18 protein-coding genes are annotated in these 22233 nt (G+C 60.8%); 6 read left to right on the top strand and 12 right to left on the bottom strand.

Annotated elements, in window-relative coordinates; all coding sequences use genetic code 11:
* The first annotated feature begins 21 nt into the window (after positions 1–21).
* The 3 genes from AB4N48_RS21040 to AB4N48_RS21030 all read left to right on the top strand — a co-directional run bounded on the left by AB4N48_RS21040 (position 22) and on the right by AB4N48_RS21030 (position 3498).
* A complete protein-coding gene (locus AB4N48_RS21040; protein ID WP_252868758.1) occupies positions 22–951 on the top strand; it encodes a LysR family transcriptional regulator in 930 nt (309 codons plus the stop codon).
* Positions 952–1268: 317 nt separating this feature from the next.
* Entirely contained in the window at positions 1269–2003 is a 735-nt protein-coding gene (locus AB4N48_RS21035) for an ArsR/SmtB family transcription factor (RefSeq protein WP_041479646.1), read from the top strand.
* Positions 2004–2130: 127 nt separating this feature from the next.
* On the top strand, positions 2131–3498 hold the full coding sequence (locus AB4N48_RS21030; protein ID WP_056787772.1) for an MFS transporter: 1368 nt from the start codon (positions 2131–2133) through the stop codon (positions 3496–3498).
* 121 nt (positions 3499–3619) lie between these two features.
* Here the strand turns inward: AB4N48_RS21030 and AB4N48_RS21025 are convergent, their stop codons facing one another.
* The 3 genes from AB4N48_RS21025 to AB4N48_RS21015 form a co-directional block, all read right to left on the bottom strand.
* Entirely contained in the window at positions 3620–4573 is a 954-nt protein-coding gene (locus AB4N48_RS21025; protein ID WP_024011466.1) for an adenosine deaminase, read from the bottom strand.
* 80 nt (positions 4574–4653) lie between these two features.
* A complete protein-coding gene (locus AB4N48_RS21020; protein ID WP_095180883.1) occupies positions 4654–5619 on the bottom strand; it encodes a 2-oxoglutarate and iron-dependent oxygenase domain-containing protein in 966 nt (321 codons plus the stop codon).
* Positions 5620–5764: 145 nt separating this feature from the next.
* On the bottom strand, positions 5765–6838 hold the full coding sequence (locus AB4N48_RS21015) for a BMP family ABC transporter substrate-binding protein (RefSeq protein ID WP_016771815.1): 1074 nt from the start codon (positions 6836–6838) through the stop codon (positions 5765–5767).
* A gap of 286 nt (positions 6839–7124) precedes the next feature.
* On the opposite strand from AB4N48_RS21015, the gene AB4N48_RS21010 reads away from it, so the two are divergent.
* Positions 7125–8216 carry a calcium:cation antiporter gene (locus AB4N48_RS21010; RefSeq protein WP_460094253.1) on the top strand — a complete coding sequence of 364 codons (1092 nt, stop codon included), beginning with the start codon at positions 7125–7127 and terminating at the stop codon, positions 8214–8216.
* 124 nt (positions 8217–8340) lie between these two features.
* On the opposite strand, the gene AB4N48_RS21005 is transcribed toward AB4N48_RS21010, so the two are convergent.
* From AB4N48_RS21005 to AB4N48_RS20965, 9 genes are all read right to left on the bottom strand, one after another.
* On the bottom strand, positions 8341–9699 hold the full coding sequence (locus AB4N48_RS21005; protein WP_073471861.1) for an 8-oxoguanine deaminase: 1359 nt from the start codon (positions 9697–9699) through the stop codon (positions 8341–8343).
* Between the two features lie 256 nt (positions 9700–9955).
* Positions 9956–10642, bottom strand: a complete 687-nt coding sequence (locus AB4N48_RS21000) for an SDR family oxidoreductase (protein ID WP_039764086.1) — start codon at positions 10640–10642, stop codon at positions 9956–9958.
* Positions 10643–10918: 276 nt separating this feature from the next.
* The gene (locus tag AB4N48_RS20995) at positions 10919–11845 is read right to left on the bottom strand and encodes an ABC transporter permease (RefSeq protein ID WP_150638115.1); all 927 of its coding nucleotides are present in this window, start codon (positions 11843–11845) and stop codon (positions 10919–10921) included.
* The gene (locus AB4N48_RS20990; protein WP_056787784.1) at positions 11845–12951 is read right to left on the bottom strand and encodes an ABC transporter permease; all 1107 of its coding nucleotides are present in this window, start codon (positions 12949–12951) and stop codon (positions 11845–11847) included. Before AB4N48_RS20990 ends, AB4N48_RS20995 begins: the two co-directional genes overlap by 1 nt.
* A 13-nt stretch (positions 12952–12964) precedes the next feature.
* Complete coding sequence (locus AB4N48_RS20985) at positions 12965–14512, bottom strand: ABC transporter ATP-binding protein (protein ID WP_375123094.1); 1548 nt, start codon at positions 14510–14512, stop codon at positions 12965–12967.
* Positions 14513–15124: 612 nt separating this feature from the next.
* The gene (locus tag AB4N48_RS20980) at positions 15125–15706 is read right to left on the bottom strand and encodes an IMPACT family protein (RefSeq protein WP_125917571.1); all 582 of its coding nucleotides are present in this window, start codon (positions 15704–15706) and stop codon (positions 15125–15127) included.
* A 7-nt stretch (positions 15707–15713) separates the two neighbouring features.
* Complete coding sequence (locus AB4N48_RS20975) at positions 15714–16364, bottom strand: TetR/AcrR family transcriptional regulator (RefSeq protein WP_016771809.1); 651 nt, start codon at positions 16362–16364, stop codon at positions 15714–15716.
* 88 nt (positions 16365–16452) lie between these two features.
* Positions 16453–17841 carry a uracil-xanthine permease family protein gene (locus tag AB4N48_RS20970; protein WP_236169701.1) on the bottom strand — a complete coding sequence of 463 codons (1389 nt, stop codon included), beginning with the start codon at positions 17839–17841 and terminating at the stop codon, positions 16453–16455.
* Positions 17842–17960: 119 nt separating this feature from the next.
* Entirely contained in the window at positions 17961–18881 is a 921-nt protein-coding gene (locus tag AB4N48_RS20965) for a LysR family transcriptional regulator (RefSeq protein ID WP_056787796.1), read from the bottom strand.
* A 137-nt stretch (positions 18882–19018) separates the two neighbouring features.
* Between AB4N48_RS20965 and aptA the strand changes: the two genes are divergently transcribed.
* Positions 19019–20368: an omega-aminotransferase AptA gene (aptA, locus tag AB4N48_RS20960; RefSeq protein ID WP_064362892.1), complete on the top strand. Its 1350-nt coding sequence runs from the start codon at positions 19019–19021 to the stop codon at positions 20366–20368.
* A 74-nt stretch (positions 20369–20442) separates the two neighbouring features.
* Positions 20443–21936 (top strand): CoA-acylating methylmalonate-semialdehyde dehydrogenase, encoded by a 1494-nt coding sequence (locus tag AB4N48_RS20955; RefSeq protein WP_071174323.1) that lies wholly within the window; start codon positions 20443–20445, stop codon positions 21934–21936.
* Positions 21937–22233 lie beyond the last annotated feature (297 nt).

Genomic DNA, 22233 nt, shown 5'->3' with positions numbered 1-22233 from the left:
TTTTGATAATCGAGGCTGCGCATGCTGCGTTTTGATGACTTGCAGTTGTTTGTTCGCGCGGCGGATCTGGGCAGCCTGTCGGCGGCGGCACGGGTGATGGACATGTCCGCGGCGGTGGCCAGCGCGGCGTTGAAGCGCATCGAGCAGCAACTCGGTGCGCGGCTGCTGGCGCGTTCGACCCGCAGCCTGCGCCTCACCGCCGAGGGCGAAGGCTTCCTTGAGTATGCCCGCGCCGCCCTGAGCAATCTCGACGAGGGGCGTCGCCTGCTCGCCAGCGGTCAGGACCAGGTCAGCGGAATTCTGCAGCTTTCGGCGCCCTCGGACTTCGGTCGCAATCTGCTGCTGCCGTGGCTCGACGCGTTCCAGCGTGAACACCCGAAGCTGACGGTGCGCCTGCTGCTTGGCGACCGCATCGCCGATCTGTTCCGGCAACCGGTGGACATCGCCCTGCGCTACGGCGAGCCGGAGGATTCCAGCCTGATCGCCTTGCCCATCGCCCCACACAATCGCCGGGTGTTGTGCGCATCCCCCGATTACCTGGCCCGGCAGGGCGAGCCGCGCCATCTCGAGCAACTGGCCCAGCACAACTGCCTTTTGTACATGCTCGGCAGCCGCGTCCACGACCACTGGAGTTTTCACGATGGCAAGCGCGAAGTCGGCCTGACCGTGAGTGGCGACCGCTTCAGCGATGACGCCGACGTCGTGCGGCTATGGGCGCTGGCCGGTGCCGGTATTGCCTACAAATCCTGGCTGGACGTCGGCACCGATGTATTGGCCGGGCGCCTGAAAGTGCTGATGCCGGAACTGCTGTGTGAGCGCGCACCGCTGAATCTGTTGTGCGCCCATCGCGCACAATTGAGTAAGCCGGTGAACCTTCTGAGAGAGATGCTCGCCAGCCGATGCGCCGAATTGAGTAGCCAATTTCCCGGTTTCCTCAAAGTTGATCATTAGTCGCAGGCAATTAGAGAAATTTCTGTCAGGAACAATCGCCACCTGCCCAGGCCCAGGCGCAGGACGTCTGGCTTAACCCGCTTATACTAGCGCCCGCCTCATGCCTGCACTGACACCCGGCGCGCAGACCCCGTAACGCGTTGCCGGCTTTTGGTGACGGTTGCTACTTCTGCTGCCAGGTTGTGTGCCGGAGCAGCTGGTGTCGGTGGCATCCCTTGCCACCGATCCCGGGCGATTTTCGCGTGTTGGCCGATGCCCCATAACCGGCCAGGATGTCTCCGAGCGGTAGACGATACGATTCAACAGGGAGTGAACATATGGAACATGCACCGTGCATCAGCCAGATCGCGACATTGCTGGCCGACCCCAAGCGCAGCGCGATGATGTGGGCGTTGATGGATGGCTCGGCGCGGCAAGCCGAAGAGCTGGCGCTGCTGGCCGGGCTCTCGCCGTCGTCGGCCAGTGCGCATCTGGGACGCCTGTCCGCAGGGGGGCTGTTGAACATCGAAATGCGTGGGCGCAAACGCTTCTTTCGCCTGGCGGCACCGGAAATCGGCGCGGCGATCGAAGCACTGGCCAGCGCCACCATTGCCAGCGCGCCACGGCAAATCCCTGATGCGCTGAAACGCACGACTCCCATGGTCAGGCCGCAGGCGGCGCCGTCTTCGCTGTTGCGCGCGCGGTTCTGCGACGATCATCTGGGCGGCACCCTGGCGGCCGACCTGTATCAGCGCCTGCTCGACGCCGGCTGGATCGAACAGCTTGAGCAGCGGGTGGTGGTGACGCACAAGGGCTCCACCCGACTGGCGCAGCGCGGCGTGTTCATCCAGGCCCTGGCCCACCGCAACGTGCAGGTCGCCTGCGCCTGCCCGGACTGGAGCGAGCGCCGTCCGCACATGGGCGGCTCACTGGGCGCGGCCCTGTTGCAGTTGTTCATGCAGTCCGGCTGGCTGACCTTGCCCAACGATTCCCGCGCCTTGCAGTTGACCGCCACCGGCCAGCGCGAAATCCATCGCTTTGCCAAGGAAACCGAGCTGGAAACAGCGTTCTAGAGCGTTGCTCGGCGATGAGCTGAAGGCTCACGTCGTCCACGGTTGTGAACAGGTCGCATCCAGTACGACCTCTGTATGACCATCGCGCACACTCGATCCGGGGATTTTCCGGATGGGGGAGCACAACATGAATACACAACGCTTTAGTGCGGCTGAACGCCTGGAACGGCTGCCGCTCAGCGGCTATCACCGCGTCATTTTCATCATCATCGCCTTGGCGTTTTTCTTCGATTCCATGGATCTGGCGATGATGACTTTCCTGCTCGGCTCGATCAAAGCCGAGTTCGGCCTGAGCAGTGCGCAAGCGGGGTTGCTAGCCAGTTCGAGCTTTTTCGGCATGGTGCTCGGCGCGTCGCTGTCGGGAATGCTCGCCGACCGCTTCGGGCGCAAACCGGTGTTTCAGTGGAGCATCGTGCTGTGGGGCGTGGCCAGTTACCTGTGTTCGACGGCGCAGACGGTGGAGACGCTGACGCTGTTTCGCATCCTGCTCGGAATTGGCATGGGCATGGAGTTTCCCATCGCGCAATCGATGCTCTCGGAGCTGATTCCAGCACAACGGCGCGGGCGCTATATCGCCCTGATGGACGGCTTCTGGCCGCTGGGGTTTGTCGCGGCGGGCGTACTCTCGTACTTCCTGCTGCCGCTGATTGGCTGGCGCGATATCTTCCTGGTACTGGCGGTGCCGGCGGTGTTTGTCCTGGCTATCCGCTTTTTCATCCCTGAGTCGCCGCGCTGGCTGGAACAGGCCGGGCGCGACGTCGACGCGGACAAGGTGTTGAACGGCATCGAAGCGCGAGTGCGTGCTTCGCTCTGCGGTGCAGCCTTGCCGGAACCGGTTCGTTTGCCACGCACGGTGACGCCACCGGGTAATTTCTTCTCGGCACTCAAGCAGATCTGGTCGCCGCAATATCGCCAGCGTACAACGATGATCTGGAGTCTGTGGTTCTTCGCATTGCTGGGTTTTTACGGGCTGACTTCCTGGCTCAGTGCATTGCTGCAGCAGTCGGGTTTCGCCGTGACGCAGTCGGTGTACTACACGGTGCTGATCTCGCTCGGCGGGATTCCCGGCTTCCTCATGGCGGCGTGGCTGGTCGAGCGTTGGGGGCGCAAACCGGTGTGCATCGTCACCCTGCTGGGCGGCGGGGTGATGGCGTTTCTGTATGGGCAGAGTGCGGTGTTCGGCGGCAACGTGGCGTTGCTGATCGGCACCGGGCTGTTGATGCAGTTTTTCCTGTTCGGCATGTGGGCGGTGCTCTACACCTACACGCCAGAGCTGTACCCGACGTCCGCACGGGCAACCGGCTCGGGATTCGCCTCGGCCATCGGCCGCGTCGGCTCTCTGCTCGGGCCATTGGTGACCGGGCTGGTGTTCCCGATTACCGGGCAGGGCGGGGTGTTCGCGCTGGGCGCGGCGTGCTTTGCGATCGCGGCGGGCGTGGTGTGGCTGTTCGGGATGGAGACGCGGGGCAAGACCCTGGAAGAGCTTACCGAGTGAACATCGATATGAATGTGGGAGCGAGCCTGCTCGCGAAAGCGGTGTGTCATTCAACGTAAATGTTGACTGACTCTCCCTCTTCGCGAGCAGGCTCGCTCCCACATTGGTTTTGCGGTGTTGCTTACGGTTTTACCAACCGCGCATCCAGGCTGTTCTGCGCCAGGCGCTTGGCCTGATCCTGGGTCATGCCCAGATGCTCGTGCAGCGCATGGAAGTTCTCGGTCACGTACCCACCGAAATACGCCGGGTCATCGGAGTTGACCGTGACCTTAACGCCGCGCTCGAGCATGTCGAGGATGTTGTGCTGCGACATGTGATCGAACACGCAGAGCTTGGTGTTCGACAGCGGGCATACGGTCAGCGGAATCTGCTCGTCGATGATCCGCTGCATCAGGCGCTCGTCTTCGATGGCGCGCACACCATGGTCGATGCGCTGGATTTTCAGCAGGTCGATGGCTTCCCAGATGTACTCCGGCGGGCCTTCTTCACCGGCGTGGGCGACGGTGAGGAAGCCTTCGTCGCGGGCGCGATCGAAGACGCGTTTGAACTTGCTCGGCGGGTGGCCCATCTCGGAACTGTCGAGCCCGACCGCGACAAACGCATCACGGAACGGCAGCGCCTGATCGAGGGTTTTCTGTGCTTCGTCTTCGCTGAGGTGGCGCAGGAAGCTGAGGATCAAACCGCTGCTGATGCCCAGTTGCGTCTCGCCATCCTTGAGCGCGGCGGCGATGCCGTTGAGCACCACTTCGAACGGGATGCCCCGGTCGGTGTGGGTCTGCGGATCGAAGAACGGTTCGGTGTGGATCACGTTCTGTGCTTTGCAGCGCAGCAGGTAGGCCCAGGTCAGGTCGTAGAAATCCTGCGAGGTGCGCAGCACATCGGCGCCCTGGTAATACAGGTCGAGAAATTCCTGCAGATTGTTGAAGGCGTAGGCCTTGCGCAGGGTTTCGACGTCGCTCCACGGCAGGGCGATCTTGTTGCGTTCGGCCAGGGCGAACAGCAGTTCAGGCTCCAGCGAACCTTCCAGATGCAGGTGCAGTTCGGCTTTGGGCAGGGCGTTGAGCCAGTCGTACATAGTCTTTTCTCATCAGGTGCAATGCCGGCATTCTACAGAGGCTGGCCGCAACAATTGGCAAAACCTGACCAGGTGATCGATCAAACCGCCTCTTGCTCGCGACGATAGGCGTAGGTATCGGCGAAACGCGACAGCAGGAATTGCGCGCAGGTGGTGGTCGGATATTTCGCCGGATGCTGCGCGTCCTGGCAGCCGGGCAGGCATTCGATGCGCGTGTCCGGGTGCGGTTCGGCGAAGAACGGCATCGAATAGCGATCCACGCCCAGCGGGCTGATCACCCGGTGCGGCGTCGAGCGATAACGGTCGTTGCTCCAGCGCGCCATCATGTCGCCGAGGTTGACCACGAACGTGCCGTCAATCGGTGGCGCGTCGATCCATTCACCTTTGACGTTCTTCACCTGCAAACCGCCGGCGCTGTCCTGATAGAGCAGGGTGATGCAGCCGTAATCGGTATGGGCGCCGGCGCCTTGCTGCTCGGCGGAACTGGCGGTGTGACGCGGCGGATAATGGATCATGCGCAACACGCTGACCGGTTCGACAAAACGCGTATCGAAGAAGTCGCGCTCGATGCCCAGCGCAACGGTCATCGCTCGAAGCAGGGTTTGCGCCAGCGCCTGCATGTCGAGGTAATGCTGCTCCATCAGCGTTTCCCAGCCGGGTTGCGCCGGGTGCCGATTGGGGCCGCGCAAGGGTTTTTCCGCGAGCACCTCGGGATGTTCGTCCGGCAGATGCAGGCCCATGTCGAAAGTTTCTTTGAGATCGCTGGGTTTGTCCGGGTCCAGTTGCTCGGTGGCAATCGCACCGTAGCCGCGATGGTGGCGGGTCTGGGTGATGTCGATCTTGAGTTTTTCTGCGGCGGGCAAGGCGAAGAAGCGCTGGGCGTGATCGAGCAGGGCGTCGATGCGTTGCGCCGAGATCGGATGGCCCTTGATGTAGAAAAAGCCCCACTCGCGGCAGGCTTGGTCGATTTGTTCGGCCACCGCAGGCCAGGCGTTTTCGTCGTCGCTATAGAGCGGGCTGATATCAATGATCGGAAGCTGATCCATACACAATCCTTGAATACGCTGTGTTTCCAATGTGGGAGCGAGCCTGCTCGCGAAGAGGGAGTGTCAGACAACATTTTTGTTTAATGACACACCGCTTTCGCGAGCAGGCTCGCTCCCACAGGGTTTTGTGTGGTGAATCGGGGGACTACTTCGGCATCTCGGCCTTCATGCCCTCAACGTAATAATTCATCGAAGCCAGTTCCGCGTTGGTGGCGCTCACGCCCGCCGGGATTTTTTCCACACCGGCCTGATCCTTGATCGGCCCGGTAAACGGCTGCAATGCGCCGCTCTTTATGTCGGCGATCAACTGCTCGGCCTCGGCTTTCACCGGCGCTGGCACCAGGTCGCTGATCGGCAGTTCCACCGTGCCTTCCTTCAACCCGCCCCAGTAATCCTGGGATTTCCAGGTGTGATCGATCACGCTCTGCGTCGCCTGAATGTAGTGCGGCGCCCAGTCGTTGACGATAGAGGTCAGCACCGCTTTCGGGCCGAAGTGGGCCATGTCCGAGGCGTAGCCCACGGCATACACGCCGCGCCGTTCGGCAGCCTGGATCGGCGCCGGGCTGTCGGTGTGCTGGAACACCACGTCGACGCCCTGATCGATCAGCGCGTTGGCGGCGTCGGCTTCCTTGCCCGGATCGAACCAGGAGTTGACCCACACCACTTTGATTTCGGTGCCAGGGTTGTACTTGTTCAGGGCCAGCTGGATGGCGTTGATGTCGCGGATCACTTCCGGAATCGGGAACGAGGCGACATAGCCGATCTTCTTGGTCTTGGTCATCTTCGCCGCGAGGAAACCGCCGACGTAACGGCCCTCGTAAGTGCGCGCCAGGTAAGTGCCGAGGTTCTTGTCCTGCTTGTAACCGGTGGCGTGTTCGAAAGTGACCTTGGGGAATTGCTTGGCGACTTTCACTGTCGGGTTCATGTAGCCGAAAGACGTGGTGAAGATCAGGTCATATTTGTCCTTGGCCATGTTGCGGATCACCCGCTCGGCGTCGGCGCCCTCGGCGACGTTTTCCACGTAGTTGGTGGTGATCTGCGTGCCGAGTTTTTCCGCCAGGGCCTTGCGCCCCTGTTCGTGCTGATACGTCCAGCCGTGGTCACCGATCGGGCCGATGTAGACGAAACCGACCTTCAGCGGATCGGCAGCGCTGGCGCTCAGGCTGATTCCCAGACCGATGGCGGCGTACAGCAGTTTGTGCAGCGGACGTATTGGCATGAACCCGAACTCCATTTTGTTGTGTGTGGTCAGGGCCAATGCAAATTGCTGACCAAAAGGACAACAAACGCATTCGAAAACGCGGCGCGGCCTTCGCGAGCAGGCTCGCTCCCACAGGGACGCATTTCAATGTGGGAGCGAGCCTGCTCGCGAAGAGGCCGGCAAGGCCAATAAAAGTGCATGCCTGAATCCAGCTGCCATCGCGTGGTGCGTAAAGATGTAACGAAACGTTAGCGGCGCGCGGCAGTCAGTAGCTTCATCAGCTCTTTTCGGCAAAAGGCCCGTCATGCTCTCGACCCTCAAACAAGAAAGCTTCCTGCTGCTGGCAGTCCTTGCCGCGTGCGTTGCTTATCCACTCGAACACTGGCTGCTGCACAACGGCCAGATCGTCGCGCTGGTCGGCGGTCTGCTGCTGATCGCCTTTATTGTCGCCGCCTCGATGCGCGTCGCTCATCACGCTGAACTGCTGGCGGAAAAAGTCGGTGATCCCTACGGCACGATGATCCTCACGCTCTCGGCGGTGCTGGTCGAAGTGGTGATCCTGGCGATCATGATGAGCAACGAAGCCTCGGCGACGCTGGTGCGCGACACGATCTATTCAGCGGTCATGCTCGACATCAACGGCATCCTCGGCCTCGCCGCACTGATGGGCGGGATCAAACACGGCGAGCAGTCCTACAACGACGATTCGGCGCGCAGCTACAGCGTCATGATCCTCACCGCGATGGGCGTATCGATGGTGGTCCCGGAGTTCATTCCCGAGGCCAACTGGAAGATGTATTCGGCGTTCACCATCGGCGCAATGATGGTGCTCTACGCGCTGTTCCTGCGCATGCAGGTCGGCCCGCACAGTTACTTTTTCAGCTACAGCTACCCGGACAAACGTCGCAAGAAAGAGCCGGTCGAGCAGGAGCCGAAACCGGTCAGCCTGGCGCTGTCGGTCGGCATTCTGGTGTCGGGGGTGGTGATCATCGGCGCACTGGCCGAGGTGATGTCCAAGACCCTCGATCTGGGCCTGGAAGGCACGGGCGCGCCGCCGGTAATCACGGCGATTCTGGTGGCAGCGATTTCCGCCGCGCCGGAGATTCTCACCGCATTACGAGCGGCGCTGGCCAATCGCATGCAGTCGGTGGTCAACATTGCGATGGGGGCGTCACTGTCGACGGTGATTCTGACCGTACCGGTGATGGAAGCGATGGCGCTGTACACCGGCCAGCCATTTCAGATGGCGATGACTCCGGTGCAAACGGTGATGATCTTCATCACCCTGATCGTCAGCGCAATCAACCTCAATGACGGCGAGACCAACGCCATTGAGGGCATGACGCACTTTGTGCTGTTTGCGACCTTTATCATGCTGTCGCTACTGGGCCTTTAGGGCTGGCTGATACCCATGTGGGAGCGAGCCTGCTCGCAAAAGCGGTGTGTCATCCAACAAACATGTTGTCTGACACTCCCTCTTCGCGAGCAGGCTCGCTCCCACAGTTTTGAACGGCGGTGACTCAGGTGCCGGCAATCAACTGCCGAGCCGCCTGGCTGTGATCGGCAATCAAACCTTTCAGATCCAACCCTTCAACCTGCCCATCGACCACACGCCACTTGCCCCCGATCATCACCCGATCCGCTCGGTCAGCGCCGCACAGCAGCAACGCCGAAATCGGATCATGGCTACCGGAGAAGCGCAGTTCATCGAGCTTGAACAACGCGAGATCCGCCTGTTTGCCCACGGCGATTTCGCCGATGTCAGTGCGGCCGAGCAGGCTCGCCGAACCCTTGGTCGCCCAGCCCAGCACGCGCTCCGGGGTGATCTTTTCGGCGCCGTAGCGCAGGCGCTGGATGTACAAAGCCTGACGCGCTTCGAGGATCATGTTCGAGGCATCGTTGGACGCCGAACCGTCAACGCCAAGGCCGAACAGCGCGCCGGCGTCGGTCAGCTCGATGCTCGGGCAGATGCCGGACGCCAGGCGCATGTTCGAGCTTGGGCAGTGGCAGATGCCCGTGCCGGCCTGGCCGAGGCGGGCGATTTCGTCGGGGTTGAAATGGATGCCGTGGGCCAGCCAGGTACGCGGGCCGAGCCAGCCGACGCTATCCAGATAATCGACGGTGCGCAGGCCGAAGCGTTGCAGACAGAAGTCTTCTTCATCGAGAGTTTCAGCGAGGTGGGTGTGCAGACGCACATCGAGCTTGTTCGCCAGATCAGCGCTGGCCGACATGATTTCCGGGGTCACCGAGAATGGCGAGCATGGCGCCAGAGCGATCTGGATCTGTGCGCCATCGCCACGCTCGTGATACTCGTGAATCAGCCGCTGGCTGTCGTCGAGAATCACCTGACCTTCCTGCACCGTTTGTTGTGGAGGCAGACCGCCATCCTTCTCGCCAAGGCTCATCGAGCCGCGCGTGAGCATGGCGCGCATGCCCAGTTCACGCACCGTTTCGACCTGCACGTCGATGGCGTTTTCCAGACCGTCCGGGAACAGATAGTGATGGTCGGCAGCGGTGGTGCAACCTGAGAGCAGCAATTCGGCCAGCGCCACTTTGGTGGCGAGGGCGAGTTTTTCCGGGGTCAGCCGCGCCCATACCGGGTACAGGGTTTTCAGCCACGGAAACAGCGGCTGATTGACCACTGGCGCCCAGGCGCGGGTCAGGGTTTGATAGAAGTGATGGTGAGTGTTGATCAGGCCCGGCAGGATCACATGCTCGCGGGCATCGAACACTTCATTGCACGGCGCCGACGGCTGCTGACCGGCAGCGAGCACTTCGACGATGACACCGTCTTGCACGACTAGACCGCCACGGGCATCAAGCTCGTTGGAGGTGAAAATGGCGAGGGGGTTTTTTAACCAGGTACGGGTCGCAGGCATTGTGGCCGGCTCCTCTGAAAGTTGGGTTCAGGGTTGCCAGCTCAGTGTTGCCCTGTCTGCTGATCCAGGGTCGCCGCGAAGGACGAGGCGCGCAGTTTCAAACAAATCGCAGCGCCGGGCAAGCGCCACCCGACCATTCACCATCACTCCCTGTGGGAGCGAGCCTGCTCGCGAAGGCGTCATGTCAGTCGATACAGATTTACCTGACAGATCGTATTCGCGAGCAGGCTCGCTCCCACATCGGGATTTTCAGTGCTTACCAGGCAATCGTTTCACCCTTGTAATTGACGAAGTGATGCCCGCCCTTGCCGGTGAACGCATTGACCTGGTCAATCAGCCCGCGAGTGCTGGTCTCTACATCCAGGTCAGCACCTTCGCCGCCCATGTCGGTCTTCACCCAGCCCGGGTGCAACGACAGTACGGTGAGTTTCTGTTCACCCAGTTGCGTGACAAAACTGTTGGTCATCGAATTCAGCGCCGCTTTGCTCGCCTTGTACAACGCCAGCTCCGGCGCGTCGGGCATGGTCACGCTGCCGAGCACCGAACTCATGAACGCCAGCACGCCGCTGCCGTCGCGGATCTGCCCGACGAAACGCTGGGCCAGATTGATCGGCGCCACCGCGTTGGTGAAAAACAGTTGCCCGACCTCGGCCAATGTCGCGCCGCCCGGCGTCTGCACGTCCGGGCCTTTGACCCCGGCGTTGACGAACAACAGATCGAAGGTTTCGCCCTTGAGTTTCTGGCTCAGAGCGATCACCGCTTGCTGATCGTCCATGTCGAGCTTCTCGATGCGCACGTCACCCAGCGCTTGCAGCGCCTCGGCCTTCTGCGGATTGCGCACCGTCGCGGTCACTTGCCAGCCATCGCCCAGCAGGGTCTTCACCAGACCGAGGCCCAAGCCGCGGGAGGCGCCGATGATCAGTGCGTTTTTTGCCTGAGACATGATGGGTTTCCTTGAAAGTCAGCATTCAGGATTCAATGGACACGCCTGACCGCGCCACAGTTGCAGCGCTTGGCGAAAACAGGCTTTGATCCCGGAGCATACTCCAGGCGTCTTGAGTTTCTCGAGGGTGTTTGATCAGAAATAGTTGTGGGTCGTGCTCCAGATGTTGCCGGTGCGGAGGCCTTCGCGAGCAGGCTCGCTCCCACATATGCCCGTGTTCACTCAGATCTCCTGTGGGAGCGAGCCTGCTCGCGAAGAGGCCCGCTCTGACATCAACTAATGTCCCGATTGCCACGGCTGCCCCAACGAAACCGGCGCATACAACCGAGTGCGTACGGCATCGCGGGACAGCAACACCAGCACCAAGATCGTCGCCAAATACGGCAGCATCGCCAGCAGGCTCGAAGGTATCGCCAGTCCCAATCCCTGTGCCACCAGGTGCAGGATGCTGGCGAGGCCAAACAGATACGCCCCGAGCAACAACCGCCACACCCGCCAACTGGCAAACACCACCAGCGCCAGGGCAATCCAGCCGCGCCCGGCGGTCATGTTTTCCGCCCACATCGGCGTGTACGCCAGCGACAGATAAGCCCCGGCCAGCCCGGCCATTGCTCCGCCGAACAACACCGCCAAGGTACGCACGGTCAGCACTGGCAAACCCATCGCGCTGGCCGCATCCGGGTTTTCACCGACCGCTTGAATGATCAGGCCGACACGACTTTTGATGATCACCCACGCCACCAGCGCAAACAGCGCGAACGATAGATACACCAGCAGATCCTGGGCAAACAGCATCCGCCCGATCAGCGGGATCTCACTCAGATACGGAATCGCCAGAGGCTCGAAACCCGCCAGCGGCTTACCCACCCATGCCGCGCCGACAAACGTCGAAAGTCCGACACCAAAGATCGTCAGCGCCAACCCGGTGGCCACCTGATTGGCGTTGAACACCAGCGCGACCAGGGCAAACAGTGACGACAACAACATCCCGGCCAACATCGCCAACAGCACACCCAGCCACAGGTTGCCGCTGTTCAGCGCGACGATAAAACCGATCACCGCACCGAACAGCATCATGCCTTCCTGGCCGAGGTTGAGGACGCCGCTTTTCTCGCAGATCAACTCACCCAATGCCACCAGCAACAGCGGCGTGCCGCAGCGGACCATGGCATAGAAAATATTGCTCAACAGATCGATATCCATCACAGCGCTCCGGCGGTTACGGCAGGGGTCGAGGCGCGCCGGCTCCAGCGCAGTTTCAGGCGTGGCCGATAGAGAATCAGCACGTCACAGGCGAGCAGGAAAAACAGCATCATGCCCTGGAACAATTGGGTGATCGCTTGCGGCAGATTGAGCGACATCTGCGCGCTCTCGCCGCCGATGTACAGCAGCGCCATGAGCAGACTGGAGAACAGAATGCCAAGCGGATTCAACCGTCCCAGAAACGCCACGGTGATCGCTGCGTATCCATAGCCCGGCGACACTTGAGGCACCAATTGGCCGATCGGCCCGGTCACTTCGCAGACTCCGGCGAGTCCGGCCAGAGCTCCGCTGATCAACAGCGCCAGCCAGATCAGGCGCTTCTCGCGAAAGCCGACGAAACCTGCCGCACGCTTGTCCAGCCCGAGCACTTTGATCTGGAAGCCGATAAAGCTTTTCTGCAACAACACCCACACCGCAACCAGCGCGAGCAGGGCGAAATACACGCCGGCATGCACGCGGCCGTCCTCCAGCAGCAGCGGCAAACGACTGGCGTCGCCGAACATCGCCGACTCCGGGAAATTGAAGCCCGCTGGATCCTTCAACGGCCCGTGCACGCAGAACAGCAGCAGGTTCAGCGCGATGTAGTTGAGCATGATGCTGGTGAGGATTTCGTTGGCGTTGAAGCGCGTGCGCAGCCATGCGGTGAGCCCGGCCCATGCGGCGCCGGCCAGCGTGCCGGTCAGCAGAATCAGCACCAGCGCCCAGCGACTTTGCATGTCGATAACGTTCACTGCCAGAGCACTGCCGGCCAACGCGCCAAGTAGAAGTTGGCCTTCGGCGCCGATGTTCCAGATCCGCGCCTGATAGGCGACGGCCAGGCCGAGTGCGCAGAGCAGAATCGGCAGCGCCTTGACCAGCAATTCGGACACTCCATACAAATCGCTGACGGGCGCGATCAGCAGTGTGTGCAAGGTTTGCAATGGGTCGTGGCCCAGCGCGATGAACAACAGCGAGCCGCAGCCGAGGGTCAGCGCCGCCGCCAATAACGGCGAGCACCACAGCATCAGGCGCGATTGCTGGCCACGGGGTTCGAGAGAAAGCAGCATGGTTGGAACTCCGTTAAACCGAGGCGGCGCGAGGTGAGTGATCGAACTGGCCGGCCATCCACGCGCCGACATCGCTCAGCTGTGTAAGGCCGGTGTCTTGCAGTGCCGACAGACGCCCGCCGCACAGCGCGCCGAGGCGATCGCTGATCTGGAACAGCTCATCGAGGTCTTCGGAAATCACCAGAATCGCCGCGCCGGCATCGCGCAGGGCAATCAAGGCGCGATGGATGGTGGCGGCGGCACCGACGTCGACGCCCCATGTCGGGTGCGCGGCGATCAGCAGTTTCGGTTGCTGAAGAATTTCCCGGCCGAGGATGAATTTCTGCAAGTTGCCGCCGGACAGGCTGCGCGCAGCGGTTTGCGTGTCCGGGGTCTTCACGCCGAAACGCTGGATGATCTGCTGCGCGAGGGTTTCGACTTTGCCGCGTTGGATCAACCCGCGGCTCACCAGTCCTTGCTGGAAAGCACTGAGCAGGGCGTTATCGGCCAGACTCAACTCCGGCACCGCGCCGTGGCCAAGGCGTTCGGCCGGCACGAAGGCCAGACCGAGTTTGCGCCGCGCGTCCGGGCGCAGGTCAGCGACGTTTCGCTCGGCGAAGCGCAGGGTCGCCGCTTGCGCCCGGGGCAAGGTTTGTTCGCCACTGAGCAGGGCGAGCAGCTCATCCTGACCATTGCCCGCGACCCCGGCGATGCCGACGATTTCACCGCTGCGCACTTGCAGGTCGATGTCTGTCAGCGAGCAGCCGAATGGATCCGGGTTGTGCCAGCTCAAACCCTGCACCTGCAGAAACGCCGGGCCACCGCTGACCTTCGGATACTCGCCAATCAATCCCGCCGCTTCGCCGACCATCAGTTGTGCCAGTTGCTGATCCGTACATTGCGCCGGCAGGCAATGCCCGGCTACCCGACCGCCGCGCAGCACCGTGGCGCTGTGGCACAAGGCCCGCACTTCACCGAGCTTGTGGCTGATAAACAGAATGCTGCAGCCCTCGTCGGCAAGGCGCCGCAGGGTGATGAACAATTCGTCCGCCTCTTGCGGCGTCAGCACCGAGGTCGGCTCGTCGAGAATCAACAGGCGGATGTCCTGCATCAGGCAACGGATGATTTCCACCCGCTGCCGCTCGCCGATCGACAGGCTGTGGACAAGTCGCTCCGGCTCCAGCGCCATGCCGTAACGTCGCGATACTTCGCGAATCTTCGGCTCCAGTTGCTTTGGCGTGCCGGCCGCCGCGCCCATCGCCAGGGCAATGTTCTGCGCGACGCTGAGGGTTTCGAACAGGGAGAAATGCTGGAACACCATGCCAATGCCCAACTGCCGTGCCTGTGCCGGGTTGCGGATCTGCACGCGCTGCCCCTGCCAGAGCATTTCACCGCTGTCGCACTGGGTAACCCCGTAGATGATTTTCATCAACGTACTTTTGCCTGCGCCGTTTTCACCGAGCAGGGCATGGATTTCACCCGGCGCGATGCTCAGGTCGATGGCGTCGTTGGCCAGACAACCGGGGTAGCGTTTGCTGATCTGGCGCAGTTGCAGGCGCGGCGGGGAAGGGGCGATGGACATGACAGGCTCGACTGACTTGGAGTTGTGCCTGTGGATAAAGCAATTTCCTGGCCATTGAGTCAGGAACGCTTGCGGAGCCAGTCCGTATGTGCCGACAGCAGCGCATCGGCGGGCGTTTTGTCTTTCTATCGAGCACCAATTCAGCGCAAAGCCATTGAACAGGCTCCAGTTTTGCTCGTGTTACGTTGGTTAAAAAACGAGCAATCACTTGGGGCCTAGGCAGATCCAGCGACAGCGACGGTCATGAACGGCTTATCCACAGGTTGTTCCACAGTAATTGTGCGCAAGCGCCGAGGTCGGGCATAAGCACTGCGATGCTTTCTTCTAATGGTGATAAACGATGTTAACTATCTGTTTTTACGCTGATTTTTCGTTTCGTCGGATCAATTGAACGAAAAGTGAACAAATCGCGCAAAGCCGCATGACAGAAGGGTTACAGCGGTATGTGCTCAGGTTATCCACAGTCGGGTGCACAGCCGATGTGGGCAAGTCGGCAGAAAATGGAATGCATGTAATGCCCCAAAAAGATCGCAGCGTTCCGCAGCTCCTACAGGTGGAATGCGATCACCCTGTAGGAGCTGCCGAAGGCTGCGATCTTTTGATCTTCTACTCTCAACGCTGCAACAAAATCCGCCCCCGGCTCAGATCCGCCAACTGACTTTGCAGCACTTCGATCTGCGCTTCCCCCACCGCCAGCTTCAACTCAACCCCATTGGCCGTGAAGTTTTCCTCCACCACCAATCCACCGAGATCCGCCACGCGCAACTTCACCAGCGCCAACTCGGCAAATCCGCAGGCGCAACTCAGCGGCACGCGGCTGATCAGCTCGATTTTTTCCGCCGCTTGCAGGCACTTGTTGGCGCCACCGCCGTAGGCCCGGGCCAGGCCGCCGGTGCCCAGTTGAATGCCGCCGTACCAGCGGATCACCAGCACCGCGACCTGATCGCAGTCCTGCGCTTCGATCGCCGCGAGAATAGGGCGCCCTGCGGTGCCGCCAGGTTCGCCGTCGTCAGTGCTGCGGTATTGCGCGCCGAGTTTCCACGCCCAGCAATTGTGCGTGGCATTCAAATCGCTGTGCTGCTCGAAAAATGCCTGCGCGTCGGCGGGGCTGCTGATTGGCGTCGCCAGAGTGATGAAGCGGCTTTTGCGAATCTCTTCGCGGTATTCGCAAAAACCGCTGAGGGTGAAAGGCATAAACGTCTTATAGAGAAGGAGTGAGGCCGCAGCCTTTGAGAATGATGCGGATCAGGTTGTTGCCGGCGTCTTCCATGTCCTGCTTGGTCAACTTGCTGCGCCCGGTGACGCGGCAGATCTGCGTGGCGAAGTCGGCGTAATGCTGGGTGCTGCCCCACAGCAGGAAGATCAGGTGCACCGGATCGACCGGATCCATCTTGCCCGCATCGATCCACGCCTGAAACACCGCCGCGCGCCCGGTGAACCAGGTGCGGTAATCCTGATTGAAATATTCGCTCAGGCATTCGCCGCCGCTGATCACTTCCATGGCGAAGATTCGCGAAGCCTGTGGCTGGCGCCGGGAGAATTCCATCTTCGCGCGGATGTAGCGGGTCAGCGCTTCGGCCGGGTCATCCTCGGCAGTGAGGGTGTTGAAGGTGCTGTCCCACAACTCGATGATGTTGCTCAGCACTGCCACATACAAACCGAGCTTGTTGGTGAAGTAGTAATGCAGGTTGGCCTTGGGCAGCCCGGCATTCTGCGCGATGGTGTTCATGCTGGTGCCTTTGAACCCGTGACGGGCGAACTCGTCTTCGGCGGCTTTGAGAATGGTCTCTTCGTTCTTCTGACGAATGCGGCTGGCGGGTTTGCCGCCGTGGGCTGGGACTTCAAAGGTCATAGGCACTTCCGGGATTGTCTGTGGGTGCAACCAGTTGCGTTGATAGCGCACCCACAGGCATCCGACAAGTCCTTGCGCGGAAAAACAGTTACGCCTGTTCGATCTTGTTCAATGACGCGGAGCTTTTTGCCGCTGCGGTTTTGCCTTCCGGCAACAACAGACAAAGGACGATTGCCGTCAGCCCGCCGCTGGTGATCGCCGAGTCGAACAGGTTCTGCACCAGTTTCGGCAACAGGTGCAGCAGGTTCGGTTGCGCGGCGATGCCAAGGCCGACGCCGAACGAAGTGGCGATGATCAACATGCTGCGCCGGTCCAGCGGTGACTGCGCGAGAATGCGTACACCCGCCGCCGCCACTGCGCCGAACATCACCAGCGTCGCACCGCCGAGCACCGGTTTCGGGATCTGTTGCAGCACCGCACCGATCATCGGGAACAGGCCGAGGCAGAACAGGATCGCGCCGATATACAGACCGACGTAGCGGCTGGCAACGCCGGTCAATTGGATCACGCCGTTGTTCTGCGCGAACGTTGTGTTGGGGAAAGCGCTGAAGGTCGCCGCGATCATGCAGCTCACGCCATCGCCAAGCACGCCACCGCGCAAGCGGCTTATATAAGAAGGGCCGCTGATCGGTTGGCGGGCGAGCATGCAGTTGGCGGTGAGGTCGCCGACGGTTTCGATGGTGCTGATCAGGTAAATCAGAGCGACCGGCAGGAAAGCGGTCCAGTCGAAGTTGAATCCGAACTTGAATGGCGTAGGAAAACTCACCAGTGGCAAGTCAGGCAAGGGCTGCGGGACCAGTTTCCCGCTGAACCACGCCGCGAGGCTGCCGAGCACCAGTCCGATGATGATCGCCGACAGTCGTACCCAAGGCGTGTTCGAACGGTTGAGCAGAATGATCGTCAGCAGCACGAACACGCCCAAGGCCAGATTGCCCGGCGCGCCGAAGTCCGGGGCATTGAAGCCGCCACCCAGATCGGTGATGCCGACCTTGATCAGGCTGATGCCGATCAGCGTGATGACAATGCCGGTCACCAGCGGTGTGACCACTCGGCGCAACTGACCGATGAAACGGCTGAGCACGATCTGCACGATTGCGCCGAAAAAGCACACGCCGAAAATCATCGCCAGAATATCTTCCGGGCTGCCGCCGCGCTGCTTGACCAGAAACCCGGCCGACAGCACCGCACCGAGAAACGCGAAGCTGGTACCTTGCAGACAGATCATCCCCGCGCCAATACCGAACGGTCGCCGCGCCTGGATAAAAGTGCCAACGCCCGAGACCATCAGTGCCATGCTGATCAGGTACGGTAGATGCGCGGTCAGCCCGAGCGCGGAACCGATCACCAGTGGCGGGGTGATGATGCCGACGAAACTCGCGAGCACGTGTTGCAGCGCGGCGAGAATGGCGGCGAGTGGTTTGGGGCGGTCGTTGAGGCCGTAGATCAGTTCACTGGACGAATCGGAATCTGGCTGCATGGTTTTGGCTTCTTGTTGAAGGACGAGTCAGCCCTTCACTGCAAAAACCTGTCCACTTGCTCAGGTTATTCCTGGATTCTGTCGATGAGGCCCTACCGGGCTGGGCTCTGCGCGCTTATCTATCGCGTCGCGGCCAGACTCTCGAGGAAACTTTCCAGCACCAAATGAGGGCGCCGCCCCTTGCGCGTGACCGATGCCAGACTCAAATCGTAAAAACGCGTGCCGGCCTTGAGCGCACGCAAACGCCCCTGCTGCACCCAAAGGCTGGCGTAGTGATCCGGCAGATAACCGATGTAGCGCCCGGTCAGAATCAGAAATGCCATGCCCTCACGGTCAGAGGCACTGGCGGTGCAGTTGAGCGCTTGATAATGCGCCTGAATCTCCGCCGGCAAACGAAAGGTCGGCGCAATCGCGTCCTGACTGTCGAGGCGTTGATCATCGAGTTGCTTGTCGTCGACATAAAACAGCGGATGACCCACCGCGCAATACAGCAGCGAACGCTCGCTGTACAACGGCTGATATTCCAGCCCTGACAATGCGCTGGCCTGCGGCACCACGCCGACATGCAGACGCCCGTCGAGCACGCCTTGCTCGACTTCATTCGGCGCAATCATGCGGATCTGAATCTGCACATCCGGCCCGCGTTCCTTCAATTGCGCGAGGGCGTGGGTGATGCGCATGTGCGGCAGGGTGACGAGGTTATCGGTCAGGCCGATGATCAGCTCGCCGCGCAGATGTTGGTGCAGACCGTTGACCTCAGTGCGAAAACTCTCCAGTGCACTTAACAGCTGTAGTGCCGACTGATACACCTCACGACCTTCCTCGGTCAGGGAAAATCCGGCCCGGCCACGCTGACACAAGCGCAAGCCGAGGCGCTGCTCCAGATCGCTCATCTGCTGGCTAATCGCCGAGCGCCCGATGCCGAGCACGGTTTCCGCTGCGGAGAAGCCGCCACACTCCACGACACTGCGAAAAATCCGCAGCAGACGGATATCAAAGTCACTGACCTGAGCCAGTGGATCGGCGCGGCGGCTGCTCATTTTTTGTTCTCTTTGTTTAGCGATGATCTAACTGAAGGTTAGAAGAGTTGGATTTCACCGACTTTATCGCCGTGGCAATTTAGCTGCAACAACGCTTTCCATCTCCCTGACGCTTATGCCCTGCGAGGTTTTGCCCGATGAACATGCCTGAAAACGCGCCGTCGCCACTGGCCAGCCAACTGAAGCTGGACGCGCACTGGATGCCGTACACCGCCAACCGCAACTTTCAGCGCGACCCGCGGCTGATCGTCGGCGCTGAAGGCAGCTGGCTGTTCGATGACAAGGGCCGCAAGATCTACGACTCGCTGTCCGGTCTGTGGACCTGCGGCGCCGGGCACACCCGCAAGGAAATTCAGGAAGCCGTTTCGAAACAGCTGGGCACTCTCGATTACTCGCCGGGTTTCCAGTACGGCCATCCGTTGTCGTTCCAGTTGGCAGAGAAAATCACCGAACTGACCCCGGGCAATCTGAACCACGTGTTCTTCACCGACTCCGGTTCCGAGTGCGCCGATACTGCGGTGAAAATGGTCCGTGCCTACTGGCGTCTGAAAGGTCAGGCGACCAAGACCAAAATGATCGGCCGCGCCCGTGGCTACCACGGTGTGAACATCGCCGGCACCAGCCTCGGCGGCGTCAACGGCAACCGCAAACTGTTTGGTCAGGCGATGATGGATGTCGATCACCTGCCGCACACGCTGCTGGCGAGCAATGCGTTTTCCCGTGGCATGCCGGAGCAGGGCGGTATCGCTTTGGCCGATGAACTGCTCAAGTTGATCGAACTGCACGACGCTTCCAATATCGCTGCGGTGTTCGTTGAACCGATGGCCGGGTCCGCCGGGGTACTGGTTCCGCCACAGGGTTACCTCAAGCGTTTGCGCGAAATCTGCGATCAGCACAACATCCTGCTGGTGTTCGATGAAGTGATCACCGGTTTCGGCCGCACCGGTTCGATGTTCGGCGCCGAGAGCTTCGGCGTGACCCCGGACCTGATGTGCATCGCCAAGCAAGTCACCAACGGCGCGATTCCAATGGGCGCGGTGATTGCAAGCTCCGAGATCTACCAGACCTTCATGAACCAGCCGACGCCGGAATACGCCGTGGAATTCCCTCACGGCTACACCTATTCGGCACACCCGGTGGCCTGTGCCGCCGGCCTTGCAGCACTCGACCTGCTGCAAAAGGAAAACCTGGTGCAGAGCGTCGCCGAAGTCGCGCCGCATTTCGAAAACGCGCTGCATGGTCTGAAGGGCTCGAAGAACGTCATCGACATCCGCAACTACGGCCTGGCTGGCGCGATCCAGATTGCCGGGCGTGACGGCGACGCGATCGTGCGTCCTTTCGAAGCGGGCATGGCCTTGTGGAAAGCCGGGTTCTACGTACGCTTCGGCGGCGACACCCTGCAGTTCGGCCCAACCTTCAACAGCAAGCCGCAAGACCTTGATCGTCTGTTCGACGCGGTCGGCGAAGTGCTGAACAAGCTCGACTGATTTTTCCCTCTATATATGTACAAAAGTGCGGGCGCCTCTCACGGCGCCTGCGGACCAGAATTCAGGAGTGTTCGATGAGCGTTATCCCGCATTTGATCAATGGCGAACTGGTAACCGAAACCGGTCGCGCGGTAGATGTGTTCAACCCGTCTACCGGCCAGGCGATCCATAAACTGCCATTGGCCAGCCAGGCTACCATTCAGAAAGCCATCGATGCCGCCAAGGCTGCGTTCCCGGCTTGGCGCAACACGCCACCAGCCAAACGCGCCCAGGTGATGTTCCGTTTCAAGCAACTGCTGGAGCAGAACGAAGCGCGCATCTCGCAACTGATCAGCGAAGAGCACGGCAAGACCCTGGAAGATGCCGCCGGTGAATTGAAGCGCGGTATCGAGAACGTCGAGTTCGCCTGCGCCGCCCCGGAAATCCTCAAGGGCGAGTACAGCCGCAACGTCGGCCCGAACATCGACGCCTGGTCGGACTTTCAGCCTTTGGGCATCGTTGCCGGTATCACCCCGTTCAACTTCCCGGCCATGGTGCCGCTGTGGATGTATCCGCTGGCGATCGTCTGCGGCAACTGCTTCATCCTCAAGCCATCCGAGCGCGATCCAAGCTCGACGCTGCTGATCGCTCAGTTGCTTCTGGAAGCAGGGTTGCCGAAAGGCGTTATGAGTGTGGTCCATGGTGACAAGACAGCGGTGGACGCGTTGATCGAAGCGCCGGAAGTCAAAGCGCTGAGTTTCGTCGGTTCGACACCGATTGCCGAGTACATCTACGCCGAAGGCACCAAGCGCGGCAAACGCGTACAGGCACTGGGCGGCGCGAAGAACCACGCGGTACTGATGCCGGATGCCGATCTGGACAATGCGGTAAGTGCACTGATGGGCGCGGCTTACGGTTCCTGCGGCGAACGCTGCATGGCCATCTCGGTGGCCGTGTGTGTTGGCGATCAGGTCGCGGACGCGCTGGTGGCGAAACTGGTTCCACAGATCAAAGCGCTGAAAATCGGCGCGGGCACCTCGTGCGGTCTGGACATGGGGCCGTTGGTTACCGGTCAGGCGCGTGACAAGGTCAGCGGTTATGTGGATGACGGTGTGGCGGCGGGCGCGACCCTGGTGGTCGATGGTCGCGGTCTGAGCGTCGCCGGTCATGAAGACGGCTTCTTCCTCGGTGGCTGCCTGTTCGACAACGTCACCCCTGAGATGCGCATCTATAAAGAAGAGATCTTCGGGCCGGTGCTGTGCGTGGTGCGGGTGAACAGCCTGGAAGAGGCGATGCAACTGATCAATGATCACGAATACGGCAATGGCACCTGCATCTTCACCCGTGACGGCGAAGCGGCGCGGCTGTTCTGCGACGAGATCGAAGTCGGCATGGTCGGCGTCAACGTGCCGTTGCCGGTGCCGGTGGCTTATCACAGTTTCGGCGGCTGGAAGCGTTCGCTGTTTGGCGACCTGCATGCGTATGGTCCGGATGGCGTGCGCTTCTACACTCGTCGCAAGGCGATCACCCAGCGCTGGCCGCAGCGTGCAAGCCATGAAGCTTCGCAGTTCGCATTTCCTAGCTTATAAGTAGCTGGATGTGCAGAAGGCCGACCTTTCAGGTCGGCCTTCGCGTTTTCGGGGCTTTTTGACCGATATGACAGAAATATGAAAATAGGTGTTGACGGCAGATTCCAGAGGTCTATAATTCGCCCCACTTCCGGCGCAGTCGAAACGGAAAACTCCTTGAGATTCAAAGAGTTGCGCGGTTTTCGACAGCGGCTTGCTTCAGGTCATCGAAGCCTGGAAGGAGTTGAAAGAGCAGTAATGTGTAGCTCTTTTAACGGTTCGATTTTCTCGGTCGAAAGCGGAGAAAAAGAGGTGTTG

Source organism: Pseudomonas sp. S2_C11 (assembly GCF_054668395.1).
This window is presented reverse-complemented; position numbering and strand designations above follow the sequence as displayed.